This is a genomic window from Oryzicola mucosus (genome assembly GCF_014534685.1).
GTDB classification, from domain to species: Bacteria; Pseudomonadota; Alphaproteobacteria; order Rhizobiales; family Rhizobiaceae; genus Oryzicola; species Oryzicola mucosus.
In genome coordinates this window covers 286,811-303,125 of record NZ_JACVVX010000005.1, presented here as the reverse complement: position 1 = coordinate 303,125, position 16,315 = coordinate 286,811, and the positions used below count along the sequence as shown (strand labels likewise).

The 16,315-nt window shown below is 62.0% G+C and carries 14 protein-coding genes; 8 read left to right on the top strand and 6 right to left on the bottom strand.

What is annotated here, in order from left to right:
* Window positions 1-67 precede the first annotated feature (67 nt).
* Together ICI42_RS17245 and ICI42_RS17240 are read left to right on the top strand one after the other, a co-directional pair.
* Window positions 68-1,018, top strand: a complete 951-nt coding sequence (locus tag ICI42_RS17245; protein WP_188165930.1) for an AEC family transporter — start codon at window positions 68-70, stop codon at window positions 1,016-1,018.
* Window positions 1,019-1,269: 251 nt separating this feature from the next.
* Entirely contained in the window at window positions 1,270-2,727 is a 1,458-nt protein-coding gene (locus ICI42_RS17240; RefSeq protein ID WP_188165826.1) for an NAD-dependent succinate-semialdehyde dehydrogenase, read from the top strand.
* 43 nt (window positions 2,728-2,770) lie between these two features.
* Here ICI42_RS17240 and ICI42_RS17235 read toward each other — a convergent pair whose 3' ends face one another.
* Together ICI42_RS17235 and ICI42_RS17230 are read right to left on the bottom strand one after the other, a co-directional pair.
* Window positions 2,771-3,694 (bottom strand): sugar kinase, encoded by a 924-nt coding sequence (locus tag ICI42_RS17235; RefSeq protein WP_188165825.1) that lies wholly within the window; start codon window positions 3,692-3,694, stop codon window positions 2,771-2,773.
* Window positions 3,695-3,773: 79 nt separating this feature from the next.
* On the bottom strand, window positions 3,774-4,229 hold the full coding sequence (locus tag ICI42_RS17230) for an Lrp/AsnC family transcriptional regulator (RefSeq protein WP_188165824.1): 456 nt from the start codon (window positions 4,227-4,229) through the stop codon (window positions 3,774-3,776).
* Window positions 4,230-4,384: 155 nt separating this feature from the next.
* Between ICI42_RS17230 and putA the strand changes: the two genes are divergently transcribed.
* A complete protein-coding gene (gene putA / locus ICI42_RS17225; protein ID WP_188165823.1) occupies window positions 4,385-8,005 on the top strand; it encodes a bifunctional proline dehydrogenase/L-glutamate gamma-semialdehyde dehydrogenase PutA in 3,621 nt (1,206 codons plus the stop codon).
* A 55-nt stretch (window positions 8,006-8,060) separates the two neighbouring features.
* Here the strand turns inward: putA and ICI42_RS17220 are convergent, their stop codons facing one another.
* The 3 genes from ICI42_RS17220 to ICI42_RS17210 all read right to left on the bottom strand — a co-directional run bounded on the left by ICI42_RS17220 (window position 8,061) and on the right by ICI42_RS17210 (window position 11,312).
* Window positions 8,061-8,375, bottom strand: a complete 315-nt coding sequence (locus ICI42_RS17220) for an antibiotic biosynthesis monooxygenase family protein (RefSeq protein ID WP_188165822.1) — start codon at window positions 8,373-8,375, stop codon at window positions 8,061-8,063.
* A 281-nt stretch (window positions 8,376-8,656) separates the two neighbouring features.
* Window positions 8,657-9,136, bottom strand: a complete 480-nt coding sequence (locus ICI42_RS17215) for a hypothetical protein (RefSeq protein WP_188165821.1) — start codon at window positions 9,134-9,136, stop codon at window positions 8,657-8,659.
* A 4-nt stretch (window positions 9,137-9,140) separates the two neighbouring features.
* Window positions 9,141-11,312, bottom strand: a complete 2,172-nt coding sequence (locus ICI42_RS17210) for a TonB-dependent receptor domain-containing protein (RefSeq protein ID WP_188165820.1) — start codon at window positions 11,310-11,312, stop codon at window positions 9,141-9,143.
* 199 nt (window positions 11,313-11,511) lie between these two features.
* Between ICI42_RS17210 and hemP the strand changes: the two genes are divergently transcribed.
* The 5 genes from hemP (at window position 11,512) to ICI42_RS17185 (ending at window position 15,725) form a co-directional block, all read left to right on the top strand.
* Window positions 11,512-11,733, top strand: a complete 222-nt coding sequence (gene hemP / locus ICI42_RS17205; protein WP_188165819.1) for a hemin uptake protein HemP — start codon at window positions 11,512-11,514, stop codon at window positions 11,731-11,733.
* A gap of 17 nt (window positions 11,734-11,750) precedes the next feature.
* Window positions 11,751-12,809, top strand: coding sequence for a hemin-degrading factor (locus tag ICI42_RS17200; RefSeq protein ID WP_188165818.1), 1,059 nt, complete (start codon window positions 11,751-11,753; stop codon window positions 12,807-12,809).
* Window positions 12,810-12,916: 107 nt separating this feature from the next.
* Complete coding sequence (locus tag ICI42_RS17195) at window positions 12,917-13,816, top strand: heme/hemin ABC transporter substrate-binding protein (protein ID WP_188165817.1); 900 nt, start codon at window positions 12,917-12,919, stop codon at window positions 13,814-13,816.
* A gap of 32 nt (window positions 13,817-13,848) precedes the next feature.
* Complete coding sequence (locus ICI42_RS17190; RefSeq protein ID WP_188165816.1) at window positions 13,849-14,925, top strand: FecCD family ABC transporter permease; 1,077 nt, start codon at window positions 13,849-13,851, stop codon at window positions 14,923-14,925.
* An 11-nt stretch (window positions 14,926-14,936) separates the two neighbouring features.
* Window positions 14,937-15,725, top strand: coding sequence for a heme ABC transporter ATP-binding protein (locus tag ICI42_RS17185; RefSeq protein ID WP_188165815.1), 789 nt, complete (start codon window positions 14,937-14,939; stop codon window positions 15,723-15,725).
* 30 nt (window positions 15,726-15,755) lie between these two features.
* Here the strand turns inward: ICI42_RS17185 and rirA are convergent, their stop codons facing one another.
* Window positions 15,756-16,220, bottom strand: a complete 465-nt coding sequence (gene rirA, locus ICI42_RS17180; protein ID WP_188165814.1) for an iron-responsive transcriptional regulator RirA — start codon at window positions 16,218-16,220, stop codon at window positions 15,756-15,758.
* Window positions 16,221-16,315 lie beyond the last annotated feature (95 nt).

The window sequence follows — 16,315 nt, the reverse complement described above, 5'->3', positions numbered from 1 at the left end:
GATGAAGAAATTCAGGCGGTTTGACCAGCCCGCTCTCGGGTTCCACGCCGCTGAAAATCCGCCCGCCATGTCGCCGATCGTCGAAACCATCCTTTTCATCTTCGGGCTCGTGGCGCTGGGCTATCTTTCCGGTGTGACCAGGTTTCTCAACACAAGCGTCGGCGACGGGATGACGACCTTCGCCACCTCGGTTGCGTTGCCCTTGCTGTTGTTCCGCACGATGGCCGGCGCGGAGTTCCACGGCACGGCACCTTGGGCGTTCTGGGCGGCCTATTTTTGCGCCGTCATCGTCACTTGGACCACAGGGCATTTCATCGTCACCCGTGTGTTCGGGCGAGAGCCTCGCGCCGGTGTTGTCGGCGGCGTGTCGTCGGCGTTTTCCAACCTCGTGCTGCTCGGCATTCCGTTCACGCTCGGCGTCTATGGCGAAGCCGGCTTCGAGATTCTGTCGCTGCTCATCGCGGTCCATCTGCCGACGATGCTGATGGCGTCGGCGGTTTTGTTCGAGGTTTTCGGCCCACCGCAAATGGAAAAGCTGCATCCGGCGCGGATCGCCCTCGATTTCCTGCGCAAGCTTTTGAGGAACCCGCTGATCATCGGCATACTGGCTGGATTGCTGTGGCGCTTCACCGGGCTCGCCATGCCGTCGGTGGCGACGCGCATGATCGATGCCTTGGCCGATATCGCAGCGCCGCTGGCCCTGTTCGCCATGGGGTTGGGGCTGCAGAAATTCGGCATTTCCGGCAATCTGAGAGCGGCGTTTACACTGTCGATGCTGAAACTCGGCCTGATGCCGGCCGTAGCCGTCCTCGCCGCCTGGGCGTTCGGTTTGCCGCCGCTGACCGCACAGATCGCGGTTGCCGTCGCGGCACTGCCCGCGGGCGTGAATTCCTATCTGATAGCGACGCAGTTCGGCACGGGCCAGGCGCTGGCCTCCAGCCAGATGACTCTTGCCACAGCACTTTCCGCAGTGACGCTGTCGTTCTGGGTTACCGTCGCGCAGATGCTGTTTGCCTAAGAGCTTTTCGGAAACTGCGTGAGGGGCTGCAAATAGCGTTTTCTGCGCTTCCGGTGCTTACGTAGCTGAATGTACGCTCTGCTCCGGGTCTCGAAGCCACCATTTTTGCCACGCCTGACGCGTCTCCCAAAGGCTCTTGCTTGCCCGGGCTCGAAGCTTTTGTGCGTTGTCCCGGTTGAACAGCTTACCTTGCGTACGCTACTAGAAGCGGCGAGTTTGTCCCGGCCGGATGTGCCGAAGAGGAGGAAGCGATGCTTCAGAAGACCAGCCATTTCCTGCGTGAAGCCAATCTGATCGATGGCGCGTGGGTTCAGGCCGATTCCGGCGCCACGATCGATGTCACCAATCCGGCCACCGGTTTGAAGATCGGCACGGTGCCGAAGTCCGGCGCTGCCGAGACCGCACGTGCCATCGCAGCGGCCGATGCCGCCTTCAAGACCTGGAAGAAGACGTCTGCATTGGAGCGCTCCAAGCTGCTGCGCAAGCTGCATGATGCCATCATGGACAATCAGGATGCGCTGGCCGAACTGCTGACGCTGGAACAGGGCAAGTCTTTGTTCGAATCCAAGGGCGAGGTTGGCATGTCGGCGGCCTACATCCTCTGGTTCGCGGAGGAAGGCCGTCGCACCTACGGCGACACGGTTCCGTCGCCCTGGGCTGACCGGCGCATTTTGGTGACCAAGGAGCCCGTCGGCGTCATCGCCGCCATCACTCCCTGGAACTTCCCGTCTTCCATGCTGGCCCGCAAGATCGGCCCGGCGCTCGCTGCCGGCTGCACCGCTGTGGTCAAGCCGGCCTCGCAGACACCCTATTCGGGGCTTGCCTGGGGCGTGCTTTGCGAAGAAGTTGGCATCCCGAAGGGCGTCGTCAACATCGTCACCGGTGCCGCAAGCCAGATTGGCGACGAGATTTGCGCCAACCCGCTTGTCAGGAAGATCACCTTCACCGGCTCGACCGAGGTCGGCAAGGTGCTGATCCAGAAGGCTGCCAGCACCGTCAAGAAGGTGTCGATGGAGCTTGGCGGCAACGCGCCGTTCATCGTCTTCGACGATGCCGACATCGACCGCGCCGTCGAAGGCGCGATGCTCGCAAAATATCGAAATTCCGGCCAGACCTGCGTCTGCACCAACCGCTTCTTCGTGCAGGCGGGAGTCTATGATGCGTTCGTCGAGAAATTGGCCGCCGCATCCGACAAGCTCAAGGTCGGTCCCGGCACCGAGGACGGTGTGCAGCAAGGGCCGTTGATCGACGAAAACGCGGTCGAAAAGGTCGAGGAACTGATCGCCGACGCCACCGAAAGGGGCGGCAAAGTGGTTGCCGGCGGCAAGCGCCACGCGCTGGGCGGCTCGTTCTTCCAGCCGACGGTCATTTCCGGCGCCAAGCCGTCGATGCGCTTCATGAAGGAAGAGATTTTCGGGCCTGTCGCGCCGGTGTTCTCCTTCGACACCGAGGACGAAGCCGTGGCGCTCGCCAACGACACCGAGTTCGGTCTCGCCTGCTACTTCTACACCGGCAATCTCGGCCGCGCCTTCCGCGTCATGGAAGGTCTGAAATATGGCATGGTCGGCGTCAACGAAGGCCTGATCACTACCGTGGAAGCACCGTTCGGCGGCGTGAAAGAGTCAGGTCTCGGCAAGGAAGGCGGACATCAGGGCATCGAGGACTATCTCGATACCAAATATGTCTGCATCGGCGGATTGGGGCTTTAAGGCGATGATCGTTTCCTTCTCCCCGTGAACGGGGAGAAGAATTCTAATTCTCAAACGCTTTGCGCAGCGTCTCGAACGGCGCCAGCGCGCCGCGCACCTGGACGACGCCGGCGGCGACCTTGTGGCCCCGCTTGGCCGCTTCGTCAGGCGCGAAGCCCAGCACGCGGGCGGCGAGATAGCCGCCATTGAAGGAATCGCCGGCGCCCGTGGTGTCGACCGGCTTTGCGACGAAGACGGCGGGAACTTCCCTGGTCTGCCCGTTGGACATCACCAGCGCAGGCTTTTCACCGTCCTTAACCACGATTTCACCGACGCCGGCGGCTTTCAAACGCGCCATGGTCGCCGCCGGATCGGCGTCGCCATGCAGCATCTGTTCGTCGGGGAAGGTGGGAAGGGCGATGTCGGCGACCTGCAAGGCCGCGTCGAACGCTTCCTTGGCATCGGCGGCGCTTGCCCAGAGGCGCGGGCGGTAGTTGGGGTCGAATGCCACCAGTGCACCGGCTCTGCGGGCGGTGGCTATGGCCTCGATCAACGCCGTGCGCGCCGCAGGTTCCAGAATTGCCAACGTGATTCCGGAGAAATACACCAGCTTCTGGTTTTCCAGACTGTTTGCCAGGGCTGCCGGATCCGACGCGAGCCGCCTCGCCGCTGCATCGTTTCGCCAATAGGTGAAGGAGCGTTCGTGGCCGTCCAGCGTGATGGCGTAGAGGCCGGGCCGGGCTCCCGCGATTTTCGGGCTGGAGCCTATGCCGATGCCATTGTCGGCGAAGAACGCGATCTGGTCGCGCGAGAAAGGGTCGTCGCCGAAGGCCGAGACGTAAGTGGCTGGCAGGTCGCCGGTCAGCGCGTGCAAGGCCCAGAGCGTATTGAGCGTGTCGCCGGCAAAACCCATGCGCCAGCCGCCGCTGCCGTCCCCCGAAAGCTCGATCATGCATTCGCCGACCGAAACCATGCCGCCATTGCTCATTATGCCCCTCCGGATTTGCGGCATGGTTCTCGCAAGTCGAACGCCTGCGTTCAACCGCTATTTTAAGCGAAGGCCCGATCTAGCGGTCCTTGACCGTCTCCATCGCCACGAAAGTCGAGGTCTGGGCGACATGAGGCAGAGCGGAGATGCGCTCGCCCAGAACGCGGCGGTAGGCAGCGATGTCGCCGGTGCGGACCTTGAGCAGATAGTCGAAGGTCGATGCCATCATGTGGCACTGCTCTATCTCGCGGATGGACTGGACGGCGCGGTTGAAGGCGTCGAGCGCGGCCGAACGGGTGTCGGACAGCTTGACCTGTACGAAGGCGACATGGCCTTCGCCCATGCGCTCGTGGTCGATGACGGCCATGTAGCCGCGAATATAGCCGTCCTTCTCCAGCCGCTTGACGCGCGCCTGCACCGGGGTCTTGGATAGGCCGACCTTTCCAGCAAGTTCGGCCATGGACAGGCGGCCGTCGGCCGACAGGGCTGCAAGTATGGCACGGTCGATGCGGTCCAGATGGACTTGGATGGTCATGAGTGCAGTCCGAAACGATCGGGAATCTCGTTCAACATAGTCGTTTCGATCCGCCTTGTCGATTTCTTCAGACCGCGTTGAATTTGTACTTTGTGATAGATGTGAAGGCCACGACCGGGATCATCCCGGCACGATGACCAATCTGGACAGGACCGATGAACGCAGCTTCGCTGGATGCCATTCGACAGGACATGCGGGTCAATTATCTGCCGGACGAGAGGGCGGCGCTGAGGCGACTCGTCGCCCTTGCCGATCTATCGGGCGAACAGCGGACGGCGATCAGCAAGCGCGCGGTGGAACTGGTCAAGGCGGTGCGAGGGTCGACCGATCCGCGGCTGATGGAGGTCTTTCTATCGGCCTACGGCCTGTCGACCAAGGAGGGCGTGGCGCTGATGTGCCTGGCCGAGGCCCTGTTGCGGGTGCCGGATTCCGAGACGATGGACGACTTGATTCGCGACAAGATCGCGCCGCAGGACTGGTCGGCGCATTCCGGCGAATCCAGCTCCATCTTCGTCAATGCCTCGACATGGGCGCTGATGCTGACCGGGCGTGTGCTCGACGAGGGCGAGGGCTCCATCGAACGCACCTTGCGCGGCATGGTGCGTCGGCTTGGCGAACCTGTCATCCGCAAGGCGGTAGCGGCCGCCATGCGCGAGATGGGCGAGCAGTTCGTGCTGGGCCGCACCATCGCCGAGGCGATGAAGCGCGGCCGCTCGATGATTGCCAAGGGCTATCTCTACTCCTTCGACATGCTGGGGGAGGCTGCCCGCACCGAGGAGGACGCGCTGCGCTACCACCGCGCCTATGCCGATGCCATCGCCTCGCTCGGCAGCCCGAGGAACGGCGACGACATCCGCACCAATCACGGCATTTCGGTCAAGCTCTCGGCGCTGCATCCGCGCTACGAGGTGGCGCAGAAGGATGCGATGCTGCCTGTGATGACCGAGCGGCTATTGTCGCTGTGCGTTGCGGCGAAGAAGGCCAGGATGGGCCTCAACATCGATGCCGAGGAGGCCGACCGGCTCGACCTTTCGCTCGACGTCATTGAGGCGGTGCTGGCCGCACCCGAACTGCAGGGCTGGCACGGCTTGGGAGTGGTGGTGCAGGCCTATGGGCCGCGCACCGCCTTTGCCATCGACTGGCTTTATGCGCTGGCTCAAAAGCTCGACCGCAAGATCATGGTGCGCCTGGTCAAGGGCGCTTATTGGGACACCGAGATCAAGCGCGCGCAGACCATGGGCCTGCCGGGCTATCCGGTGTTCACACGCAAAGCCAACACGGACGTTTCCTATATCGCCAACGCCCGCAAGCTGCTCCGCATGACGGACCGAATCTACCCGCAATTCGCCACCCACAACGCGCATACGGTGGCAGCGATCCTGTCTATGACCGCGAGCCGCGATACGTTCGAGTTTCAGCGCCTGCACGGCATGGGAGAGGCGTTGCACGAGACCGTGCGCAAGACCGAGGGCACGCGCTGCCGCATCTATGCGCCTGTCGGCGCGCATTCCGACCTGCTGGCCTATCTGGTGCGCCGCCTGCTGGAGAATGGCGCGAATTCATCCTTCGTACATCAACTCACCGACGACAAGGTGTCGCCCGAGCTCATCGCGCGCGATCCGTTCGAGGCGCTGGAAACACAAGGGGACGCGGCCAATCCGGGCATTCCGACGCCGGCTGACATTTTTGCCGGCGTGCGCGGCAATTCCAGGGGGTGGGACATCACCGATCCGCTGGTATTGGCCAGAATCGACGCCGAAAAGGCCGCCTTCACCGGTGCAAGAACCTGGCTTGCCAGGCCGCTGACTCCGGCGAAAGGCGGCACGGCCGAGCGCCCGGTGCTGAACCCGGCCAACACAGACGATGTTGTCGGCGAGGTGATCGAGGCGACCGTCGAGCAGGTTTCCGAGGCCGTCGGCATGGCGGTGGCCGCGCAGCCGGCCTGGGCCGGGCGAGCTGTGTCTGAGCGCGCAGCGCTGCTGGAGCGCACGGCCGATCTTTACGAGGAGCATGCCATCGAGTTTTTCGCGCTCGCCACGCGCGAGGCAGGAAAATCGCTGGCCGATGGTGTGGCCGAAGTGCGCGAAGCCATCGACTTCCTGCGCTACTACGCCTTCGAAGCTGCTAAAGCCGAGACCGGCACGGAAGCGCGCGGCGTCATCGCCTGCATTTCGCCCTGGAACTTTCCGCTGGCGATCTTTACCGGGCAAGTCGCCGCGGCCCTCGTCACCGGCAATGCTGTTGTGGCCAAGCCCGCCGAGCAGACGCCGCTGATCGCCTTCCGCGCCGTGCAACTCATGCATGAGGCCGGCATTCCCGAAGACGTTGTCCAGCTTCTGCCTGGAGACGGGCCGAGCGTCGGTGGCCCGCTAACCGCCGATCCGCGCATTGCCGGCGTCTGCTTCACCGGCTCGACCAATGTGGCGCGGCTGATCGAAAAGCAGCTTGCCGAGTCGGCTGCGCCGGACGCCATGCTGATCGCCGAAACCGGCGGTCTGAATGCGATGATCGTCGATTCGACCGCTCTGCCCGAACAGGCGGTGCGCGACATGCTGGCCTCCGCCTTCCAGAGCGCGGGACAACGCTGTTCGGCCCTGCGCATTCTTTACGTCCAGAAGGACGTGGAAAAGAAGATGCTTGATATGCTGGAAGGCGCCATGCAGGCGCTGACGGTCGGTGACCCCTGGCTGCTGTCGACCGATGTCGGGCCGGTAATCGATGAGGAGGCGCAGACATCTATCCTGGCTTATTGCGCTGAGATGGAGGCCAAGGGTCGGCTGATTGCCAAGCTCGATGCGCCGCGGGGCGGACGCTTCGTTGCGCCGCATGTGTTCCGCGTTTCGGATATTTCCGAGATGGACCGCGAGATCTTCGGACCGGTTCTGCATGTCGCGACCTTCGAGGCCGACGAGATCGACGAAAAACTGAAAACCATCAACGCGAAGGGTTTTGGCCTGACGCTTGGCCTGCATACCCGCATCGAGGAACGGGTGCAGCGTGTCATCGATAATGCCCATGTCGGCAATATCTACGTCAACCGCAACCAGATCGGCGCGGTGGTCGGCTCGCAGCCCTTCGGTGGCGAGGGCCTTTCCGGCACCGGACCGAAGGCTGGCGGGCCGCATTATCTGCGCCGCTTCCGCAAGGCGGCGGGGACTGTGGACGGGGTGGCGGGAGGAAATGCGATAGCCGCTGCCGCCTTGGCCAAGGCGATGCCTGATCCCACCCTCGACGGATGGGCGACGCGGCCCGACCGTGTCGCTGTGCTGCGCAAGCATCTGCGCGGCAAGGCGTCGGCGGCGATCACGGCCGCAGCGTCGGTCGATTTCGGCCCGATCGACCTGCCGGGGCCAACGGGCGAGGGCAACACGCTCATGCTGATGCCGCGCGGAAGGGTGCTCTGCCTTGGGCCGGATGCCGAGACGCTACTGGCGCAAGCGGTGCAGGCGCTCGCGGCGGGCAACGCCGTTCTGGCCGTCGCTCCGGGCGCTCCGGCCGCGCTCAACACTTTGACGGCGAAGGGCCTTCCTGTTGCCGCGTTGGATGGGACGGTCGTCCCGGCCGACCTGACGGGGCTTGGCGTCGATGTGGTAGCGGTCTCTGGCTTGGCCGAGACCCTGCGGCCAGTCCGTAAGGCGCTGGCGCAGCGCCAGGGGCCGATCGTGCCGCTGGTCAGCGAGGTGCTGTATCCCGCAGCCTATGCCCATGAGCGTGCGATCTGCGTCGACACCACCGCTGCCGGCGGCAACGCCAGCCTCTTGGCGGGCGCTGCTTGACAAGCAAAGGCCCGGCATGTGCCGGGCCTTGAACGTCTACAGATTGGGGCTCGGTTCAAGCGCCTTCGACGACCGAAAAGCCTTCGAACTGCGGATGACCGACATAGGACGCCTTGCTGGAGCCGGCGTTCTTATGCGCGGCGCGGAAGTTTTCCGACTTGGTCCAGGCGACGAAGTCGTCATGGCTTTCCCACACGGTGTGCGATGCGAACAGCGTGTAGCCTTCGGCTTCGTTGACCGGGCCGCGCAACAAATGAAACTCGCGGAAACCCTTCATCTCGTCGAGTTTCGAATCGCGGCTTTTCCAAACATCCTCAAAGGCTTCCTCGGATCCGTTCTGGACTTTGAAGCGGTTCATGGCGATGTACATGGGGTTTCCTTTCGTTACCTGTGGTCGCGCCGATGCTTAGGGTATTCTGCGCTGCCGGGAAAGGCAGCACGTTGGCGGCAGCGGCGCTATCCGCCGTGCCGATAGGGTTGGGACCGGACTGACTTCCGCTGGGTGTCGGCAGGATCGTGACCTTGCCGTCGTTCAACCGGTCGCGCTCTCGGAAAAGGTCTAGCAGTTCCGGCCTTAACCCATCGCCGCGCGCGGCGGCGATGTTATGCAGTTGCGTCAATCCGAACATCGGGTTTCCTGGCGTTTCTGCGTCAGACGCCGAAGGGGATGCCGGCCTTGCTGCCGGTTTTGAGGCTGCGCATGCAGGCGAGTGGGTCGATGCGCTGGCCTTCGCAGCCGGTGGAGCCATTGACGAGCACGCGGCTGATCTTGGAGCAGTCCGTGCCCGACAGGTCGAAGCGGGTGACCTTGGTCTTGCCGGCGGGCAATTCCTTGAAGTCGAGCACCGTCAGGCGGTCGACCACGCCGATCTCGTCGAACAAGGCGATTTCGAAGGCCGCCTTGGTGAGTTCGGTGCCGAGGTCGTTGAGCACCACGAAGGTGAACCGGCATCCCTTTTCTGAGGGTTGCGCGGCATTCAGCTCAAGCGACAGCGAAGCGGACGATGCTTGAGCCGGCGCCGCAGCGGGTGCTGGCGCAGGGGTTTCCTGCGCCAGCACCGCGCCCGTCAAGGCAAACGACAGGACTGCCGCCGAGGTCAGGAGGCGAAAGGTCGTTGCTTGAAGATTCATAGAGTTACCAGTCCAGTTGTTTTGCGAGGGTGAGCTTGAACGTGCGGCCCTTAGCAACGTCGTTCTGGAGGAACTCCTTGTACTGGCGGTCGAAGATATTATCGATGCCGAAGCGTCCTTCCCATCCGAGGAACTGCCCTTCCTCGGGCTTCCACGTAACGAACATGTCGTGCACGTCGAACGATGTCGCATAACGCGTGGAGTTCATCGGGGCGACATCGGTGTCGCGCGCCGAATCTTGAGGCCCTGCAACGAAGCGCGCGCGCCAGCCGATTTTCATGCCGTGGTCAGGAATTTTCGCGCCAACCGTCAGTGACAATTCGTGTGGAGCCACCGTCTGAAGATAGGTGTTGTCATCGTCGTTCTTGCCGACCACATAAGAGTAGCCTGCATTGGCGAAGAAATAGTCCGTATCGTAAGCCGCTTCTACCTCGAAACCGTAGATCGTAGCATTGTTAATGTTTTTAAAGCCGGATTTGTCATTGTAGCCTGGTGCAAATGGAGAATTCAGGGCGATCAAACCCTTCACGCTGTTGTGAAACGCAGTAAGCTTCAGCTCGCCGGCATCTCCGCCTTGCACAAGATCGTAGCCCGAGAGCGCAAAGCCGCCTTCAATATTGTTCGAGCGCTCTTTTTTCAAGTCGAGGCTGGGCGCGAAACTCGACGAACTGCTGGTGGTCGAGAACACCTCGTCGAGAGTTGGGAAACGTTCGGTATGAGCCAGTGACCCGAACACTGCGATGGTATCATTGATCTTGTAGTGCGCAGCAATCTTCGGTGAAAATGCCGTGTCGTCGCTACTATCGACCCTGTTGGTGGTTTCCGGATAATAGACGTTGTCACCCGGTGTCAGGCGACGCCAATCGAGCCGAATCCCTGGAATAAGTGTAAGCTTTTCATTCCAGATAAACTCATTCTGCGCGAATATCCCAGTTCTGACATCCTTGCCTTCCGGATGAAAGTTCACTGGGAACGGCATTCCATTGTCGAGATAAGCATCGGCTATGCGATTCTGGAATGCGGTCTGGGAACCGACAGTCAGGAAGTTTTCCCAGTTGTCACCACGCCATTCGAACGTGTTCTGAGCGTTAAACTGCCAGGTCTCGTAGGCGTAGGTCGAGTCGCAGACCACGGCAAATGAACCTGGAATGCAGGGAATTGGAAACGCCGGCGACGACACGTGGTTATCTTGGTTGTTTTTAGTTCTGGAGTATGAGGCCGAAAATTTTACATCGAGAAGATCGTAATCGCTAAACGGATTCTCGTAGGCGATCACGGCTGTATCGTCGACGATATGGCGGTCAATGAGACCGAACATTGTCGCGGTGCTGGTCTGCGATAGTTCTTGCCTGTCCAGGTCGGAGTCCCAGCGCTGATAGGACACTCGCAATGTGCCCTCATCGCCGACCTTGAATGTGCCTTTGGCAAGACCGGACCAAGCGCGGAATTCCGTACCGATGACCTCGTTGCCATCACCATCCTTGAAATTGTTTGCGCGCCTATAGTTGCCGGTCAGCAGGAACTCGGCGTTCTCGCCCACTTTTTGGGCGAGAAGCGGCGACGCAAGCCATCCATTGCCATTGCTGTCGTAGGTCGTTTTCATGCGGAGCGCGCCGGTCTTTCCCTCGGCGATGTAGTCGGAGGCATCCTTGGTCTCGAAATTGATTACGCCACCGAGAGCGCCCGAACCATAAAGTGTGGAAAAGGCTGGGCCGCGCAGTATCTCCACGCGCTTATACAGTTCGGGATCTGAGAAAAATGAACCGAGGCGGTACTGTTCATAGAACTTCTGGGCACCATCGACATTGACGATGATCCGTCCACCGTCACCGGTATTTTCTGGCGCGCCTATACCTCGAATATTAAAGCTCTGGCCAAGGAGCCGGTCCGAACCCGTGGCGTTGACGCCGGGCGTGCCCTTGATGATCTCGTTGATCGTCTGAGGCTGCTTCTCTTCAATGTCTTCCTGATTGACGACGGTCACCGCGCTTGGGGTGTCGATCGCAACTTTCTCTCGACCCGCCGTGATGACAATGCGTTGAAGCACCGTCACGCGTTCGCCTTTTTGCTCTTCCGTCGTTCGAGTTTCCTGCGCATTTGCCCCATGCGCGGACGACAACACCAGAACTGCCGCGCTGCTCATCAGAACAGCTAGATTACGAGCCACAGGCCCCATGCCCCACTCCTGAAATGACTGTTGTGCTGGCTCGCTTGCGCTGGCTCGCTTTTTTCCGTATTCGGTTTTGACAAACTTGACTAACCCGCTCCGGTATTGCACTCACTATAAAACCTGATAACTGGTGTCAAGAAATCAGATGCGGCTTGTAAGGCATCTGTTGCAGGAACAACACAGGTCGGCAAAAGGAGTGGATGAGATGAACCAGCACAATCCTGACCAGTTTCGCGCGGGCGGTTTCCGGAGCGGCTATCGGCGTCCCGAAGTGGATGCAGGACGCGTGGCCAACGGGCCTCTGGCGGTGCGCACGCTGACGAGCGAATCGCTGTTCGATGGCGCCTACGAGATCGGCATCAACCATGGCGGCTCGCTTTACCGGTTGAAGATCACCCGGCAGGGCAAACTCATCCTCAACAAGTAATCGCGGAATCGAACGACATGCAGCAGACAGACAGGCCCGGTCCGGAGGAAATTCGTCGCGCGCGGGCTGAAAACCCAAAAATGCGCGAACGCGACCTCTCCAGCCAGCTCGGCATTTCGGAAGCCGAACTCGTCGCGGCCTATTGCGGGCAGGGTGTGGTCCGGATCGAGCCTCGCGTCAACGACGTGCTGAACGGTCTCGAGGCCGTCGGCGAGGTCATGGCGCTGACCCGCAACGAAAGCGCCGTGCACGAGAAGATCGGTGTTTATGACAAGGTCGTCACCGGCAATCACAACGCGATGGTGCTGAGCGAGAACATCGACCTGCGCATCTTCCCGAAAGTCTGGGCGCATGGCTTCGCGGTGGAAAAGCAGGATGGCGACGCCGTTCGCCGCAGCCTGCAGTTCTTCGACGAGGCGGGTGACGCCGTGCACAAAGTGCATCTTAGGCCGTCATCCAACCTCGATGCCTTTCAGGCGCTTGTCGAGACGCTGAAGGTCGAGGACCAGACGCCGGGTGTCTCCGTCGTGGCGGCAGGACCGGCGGTCGAGGAGATCAAGGACAGCCAGGCCAACATCCACGATCTGCGCGAGCGTTGGAGCAACCTCACCGACACGCACCAGTTCTTCGGCATGTTGCGTGCGCTGAAACTCAGCCGGCAGGCCGCGGTCCGGATGATCGGACAGGATTATGCATGGCAGCTCGACGGCGAGGCACTCCCGGCGATGTTCAATCTCGCCGCGCAGGAGGGCCTGCCGATCATGTGTTTCGTCGGCAATCGCGGCTGCATCCAGATTCATTCGGGGCCAATAGCCACCATCAAAACGATGGGCCCATGGATCAACGTGCTGGACGAGACCTTCCATCTGCACCTTCGTATGGATCACGTCAGCGAGTTTTGGGCGGTGCGCAAGCCGACCAAGGACGGCCACGTCACGTCGCTGGAGGCCTATGACGCCTCTGGGAAAATGATCATCCAGTTCTTCGGCAAGCGCCATGAAGGCCAAGGCGAGCGCGAGGATTGGCGCTTCCTGGCGGAAAACCTGCCACGGCTGCCGCAATCTTCCGCGGCCTGACACATTTCGATGCCCGGCCTGGGCTCAGTCCTGGGCCGGCATCGTCCAATGGGGATTTCGCTGCGCCAGGCCGATAGCCCGGCTGCGGCTTTTTTGGAGTTACGTCGATGCATTCCTTCCCGCGCCTTGCGCGCACTGCCCTGTTCAGTCTGTCGCTGATCCTCGCCGGCTCGACGGCTGGGCGGGCCGAGGTCGGCGCCACGGCCTTTTCCGACACGTCGCGCATCGCAGCAGTCGGCGGCTCGATGACCGAGATCGTCTACGCGCTGGGCGAGGAGGGCAAGCTGGTTGCGCGCGATTCCACCAGCGTTTATCCCGAGGCGGCGCTGAAGCTACCGGATGTCGGCTATATGCGCGCGCTGTCGCCGGAAGGCGTTCTGGGCATCAACCCGACGGGCATCCTTGCGCTGGAGGGCAGCGGCCCGAAGGAAGCGGTCGACGTCCTGAAGAAGGCGAGCGTCACCTTCATCGAGGTGCCTGAAAAGTTCGACCATGCGGGGATACTCGACAAGATCCGCATCGTCGGCAAGGCGCTGTCGGTCGAAGACAAAGCGGCTGAGTTGGAGAAGCAGGTCGATGCCGATTTGAAGTCGGCCGAGGCGCTGACAGCGGAAATTCCGGCAGACAAACGCAAGCGCGTGCTGTTCATCCTCAGCATGCAGGGCGGCAAGATCCTGGCTTCGGGCTCGGATACGGCTGCCAACGGCATCATCCAGCTTGCCGGCGGCGTGAATGCCGTCGAAGGCTACCAAGGCTACAAGCAACTGACCGAAGAAGCGATCATCGGAGCGCGCCCGGACTTGATCCTGATGATGGACCGGGGCGGGGACCATGCGGCGGCCAACGCCGACATTCTCGCTAACCCCGCACTGGCGTCGACGCCGGCGGCGGAATCGAAGACCATCGTGCGGATGGACGGCGCTTACCTCCTGGGCTTCGGCCCGCGCACCGCAGCCGCCGTCAAGGATCTCGCCACCAAGCTCTATGGCGATGAGCTGAAGAAATAGGGTGCAGCGTGTCCGATCGAGCAGTGGCCGGCATGACCGGAATCGATGAGCGCGCAGTATTCGCAGGCGACCGCTCCGTTCGCGCCAAGGCGGTCATCGTCTTCCTCGCTATCATGCTTGCGGGCGTGATGCTGTTCAGCCTCACCTCCGGCGCGTCGAACGCGTCGGCGCTGTCGGTGTTGCGCGAATTATGGGCGGGAGCGGGCGACGACGCGCTTTCGGCGCGTGACCGCATCATCATCTATGACATCCGCCTGCCGCGCGTCATTCTGGGCGCGCTGATCGGTGCCGCGCTGGCTGTGTCTGGCGCCGTCATGCAAGGGCTGTTCCGTAATCCGCTCGCCGACCCGGGGCTGGTCGGCGTTTCCGCAGGGGCCGGGCTCGGCGCGATTGTCGTCATCGTTCTGGGCGGCACGATGCTGCAACCGTTGACGGCGCTGCTGGGCATCTACCTTTTGCCGCTCGCAGCCTTCGGTGGCGGCCTTGCGACCACGCTTCTGCTCTACAGGGTCGCGACACGACGCGGCCAGACATCGATTGCCACCATGCTTCTGGCCGGCATCGCGCTGGGCGCAATCGCCGGCGCGTTCTCGGGCTTGCTCACCTACATCGCCGACGACCGGCAGTTGCGCGACCTGACCTTTTGGGGATTGGGCTCGCTTGCCGGCGCTACCTGGATGAAGATAGCCTCGGCCGGGCCGATCATCGCCCTGGCGCTGGTCGCGGCTCCCTTTTTGGCGCGCTCGCTCAACGCGCTGGCGCTGGGCGAGGCGACTGCCGGGCATCTCGGCATTCCCGTCCAGCGCATGAAGAACGTTGCCATCGTCACCGTAGCCGCCGCCGTCGGCGCATCGGTTGCGGTCAGCGGCGGAATCGGTTTCGTCGGCATCGTCGTGCCGCATGTGCTGCGCCTGTCGATAGGGCCTGATAACCGTTATCTGCTGCCGGCTTCCGCCCTGCTGGGTGCGTCGCTGCTGATCCTGGCGGACGCCGTCAGCCGTACCATCGTTGCGCCTGCCGAACTGCCGATCGGCATCATCACGGCAGCTGTCGGCGGTCCGTTCTTCCTCTGGATCCTGCTGCGCAAGCGCGGCATCGTCGACCTTTGAGGGAGAGCGCCATGATCGAAGCTCAGGACATTTCGATTTCGATCGGCCGAACGCGGATCGTGTCGAACGTCGATTTTTCCGTCAAAGCGGGCGAATTCGTCGCCATCGTCGGACCGAATGGCTCGGGCAAGACGACCTTTCTGCGGGCGCTCTGCGGCGACCTGCCGTTCACCGGTGCGATGCGGCTCGACGGCCATGACATGCTGGCGATGAAGCCTTGGGAGGCGGCATCCGTGCGCGGCGTGCTGCCGCAATCCACCACGCTGACCTTTCCGTTCACGGTCCGTGAAGTGGTCAAGCTCGGGCTGCTGGCCGGACGCTCCGGCGCCTCGCGCAGTGATGAGAAAAGGCTGCCGGAACTGGCGCTGGCGCGGGTCGACCTGGCCGGCTTCGCGGGACGATTCTACCAGGAACTGTCGGGCGGTGAGCAGCAGCGCGTGCAGCTTGCCCGTGTGCTGTGCCAGGTCTGGGCGCCGGTGCTGGACGGGAAGCCGCGTTATCTGTTTCTCGACGAGCCGGTGTCGAGCCTCGATATCAAGCACCAGCTGATCATCATGGACATCGCGCGCGATTTCGGCAGGAATGGCGGCGGCGTGGTGGCCGTCCTGCATGACCTCAACCTGACATCAATGTATGCGGACCGAATCTTCGTCATGCACAAGGGCCGGCTTGCCGCCTCTGGCACGCCAAGCGAAGTTCTCACCGACGATCTGATCGAGCAGGTGTTCGATTGCCGGCTGCGGGTCGGTGTTCCGCCGCAAGGCAATATGCCGTTCGTGCTGCCACAAACGGCATATTGAAGCCGTTCCGCTGCGTTTCAACCTGATGGTTCAGCTCGCGATGGCGGCGCGGGGGCTGAGCATGTCGATGCCAAGCAGGTTGCGCACATTCGGACGCGCAGCCACGAGATCTTCAATGCTGTATTTGGCGAGTACCGCAAAGAAGGCATTGAGCGCTTCGCGCAGCGCCGAGTTCAGCGCGCAGCTGTCGACCAGCGGGCACTCGGTGGCGTCATTCTCGAAGCATTCGGCCATAGCGAAGCTTTCCTCCGTGACGCGCACCACGTCGAAGAGGCTGATCTGGTCGGCCGGCTTCTTAAGACGCACGCCGCCATTGCGGCCGCGCACGGTCTCGACGAGGCCATGCTCGACCAGCGGCTGCAGTATCTTGAACAGGAACAGCTCGGAAACGGTGTAGGACGCCGCAATTTCCGGGATGCGACTGAGCCGGCCTTCATTGGCCGCGCAGTACATCAGGATACGCATCGCGTAGTTGGTCTGTCGGGTCAGGCGCATTTCGTCTCGCTCCTAGACATTCGGGCGCGGCTCGTTGGCAATGGCCTACACCTTAGAATTATTCCAGACAAGCTTCGATTATATGAGACTCATTG

What these genes read in the sequence shown, in the direction of transcription:
- ICI42_RS17245 (WP_188165930.1), top strand. Translation starts at nt 68, where the DNA reads ATGTCGCCGATCGTCGAAACCATCCTTTTCATCTTCGGGCTCGTGGCG.
- ICI42_RS17240 (WP_188165826.1), top strand. Translation starts at nt 1,270, where the DNA reads ATGCTTCAGAAGACCAGCCATTTCCTGCGTGAAGCCAATCTGATCGAT.
- ICI42_RS17235 (WP_188165825.1), bottom strand. Translation starts at nt 3,694, where the DNA reads ATGAGCAATGGCGGCATGGTTTCGGTCGGCGAATGCATGATCGAGCTT.
- ICI42_RS17230 (WP_188165824.1), bottom strand. Translation starts at nt 4,229, where the DNA reads ATGACCATCCAAGTCCATCTGGACCGCATCGACCGTGCCATACTTGCA.
- putA (WP_188165823.1), top strand. Translation starts at nt 4,385, where the DNA reads ATGAACGCAGCTTCGCTGGATGCCATTCGACAGGACATGCGGGTCAAT.
- ICI42_RS17220 (WP_188165822.1), bottom strand. Translation starts at nt 8,375, where the DNA reads ATGTACATCGCCATGAACCGCTTCAAAGTCCAGAACGGATCCGAGGAA.
- ICI42_RS17215 (WP_188165821.1), bottom strand. Translation starts at nt 9,136, where the DNA reads ATGAATCTTCAAGCAACGACCTTTCGCCTCCTGACCTCGGCGGCAGTC.
- ICI42_RS17210 (WP_188165820.1), bottom strand. Translation starts at nt 11,312, where the DNA reads ATGGGGCCTGTGGCTCGTAATCTAGCTGTTCTGATGAGCAGCGCGGCA.
- hemP (WP_188165819.1), top strand. Translation starts at nt 11,512, where the DNA reads ATGAACCAGCACAATCCTGACCAGTTTCGCGCGGGCGGTTTCCGGAGC.
- ICI42_RS17200 (WP_188165818.1), top strand. Translation starts at nt 11,751, where the DNA reads ATGCAGCAGACAGACAGGCCCGGTCCGGAGGAAATTCGTCGCGCGCGG.
- ICI42_RS17195 (WP_188165817.1), top strand. Translation starts at nt 12,917, where the DNA reads ATGCATTCCTTCCCGCGCCTTGCGCGCACTGCCCTGTTCAGTCTGTCG.
- ICI42_RS17190 (WP_188165816.1), top strand. Translation starts at nt 13,849, where the DNA reads ATGACCGGAATCGATGAGCGCGCAGTATTCGCAGGCGACCGCTCCGTT.
- ICI42_RS17185 (WP_188165815.1), top strand. Translation starts at nt 14,937, where the DNA reads ATGATCGAAGCTCAGGACATTTCGATTTCGATCGGCCGAACGCGGATC.
- rirA (WP_188165814.1), bottom strand. Translation starts at nt 16,220, where the DNA reads ATGCGCCTGACCCGACAGACCAACTACGCGATGCGTATCCTGATGTAC.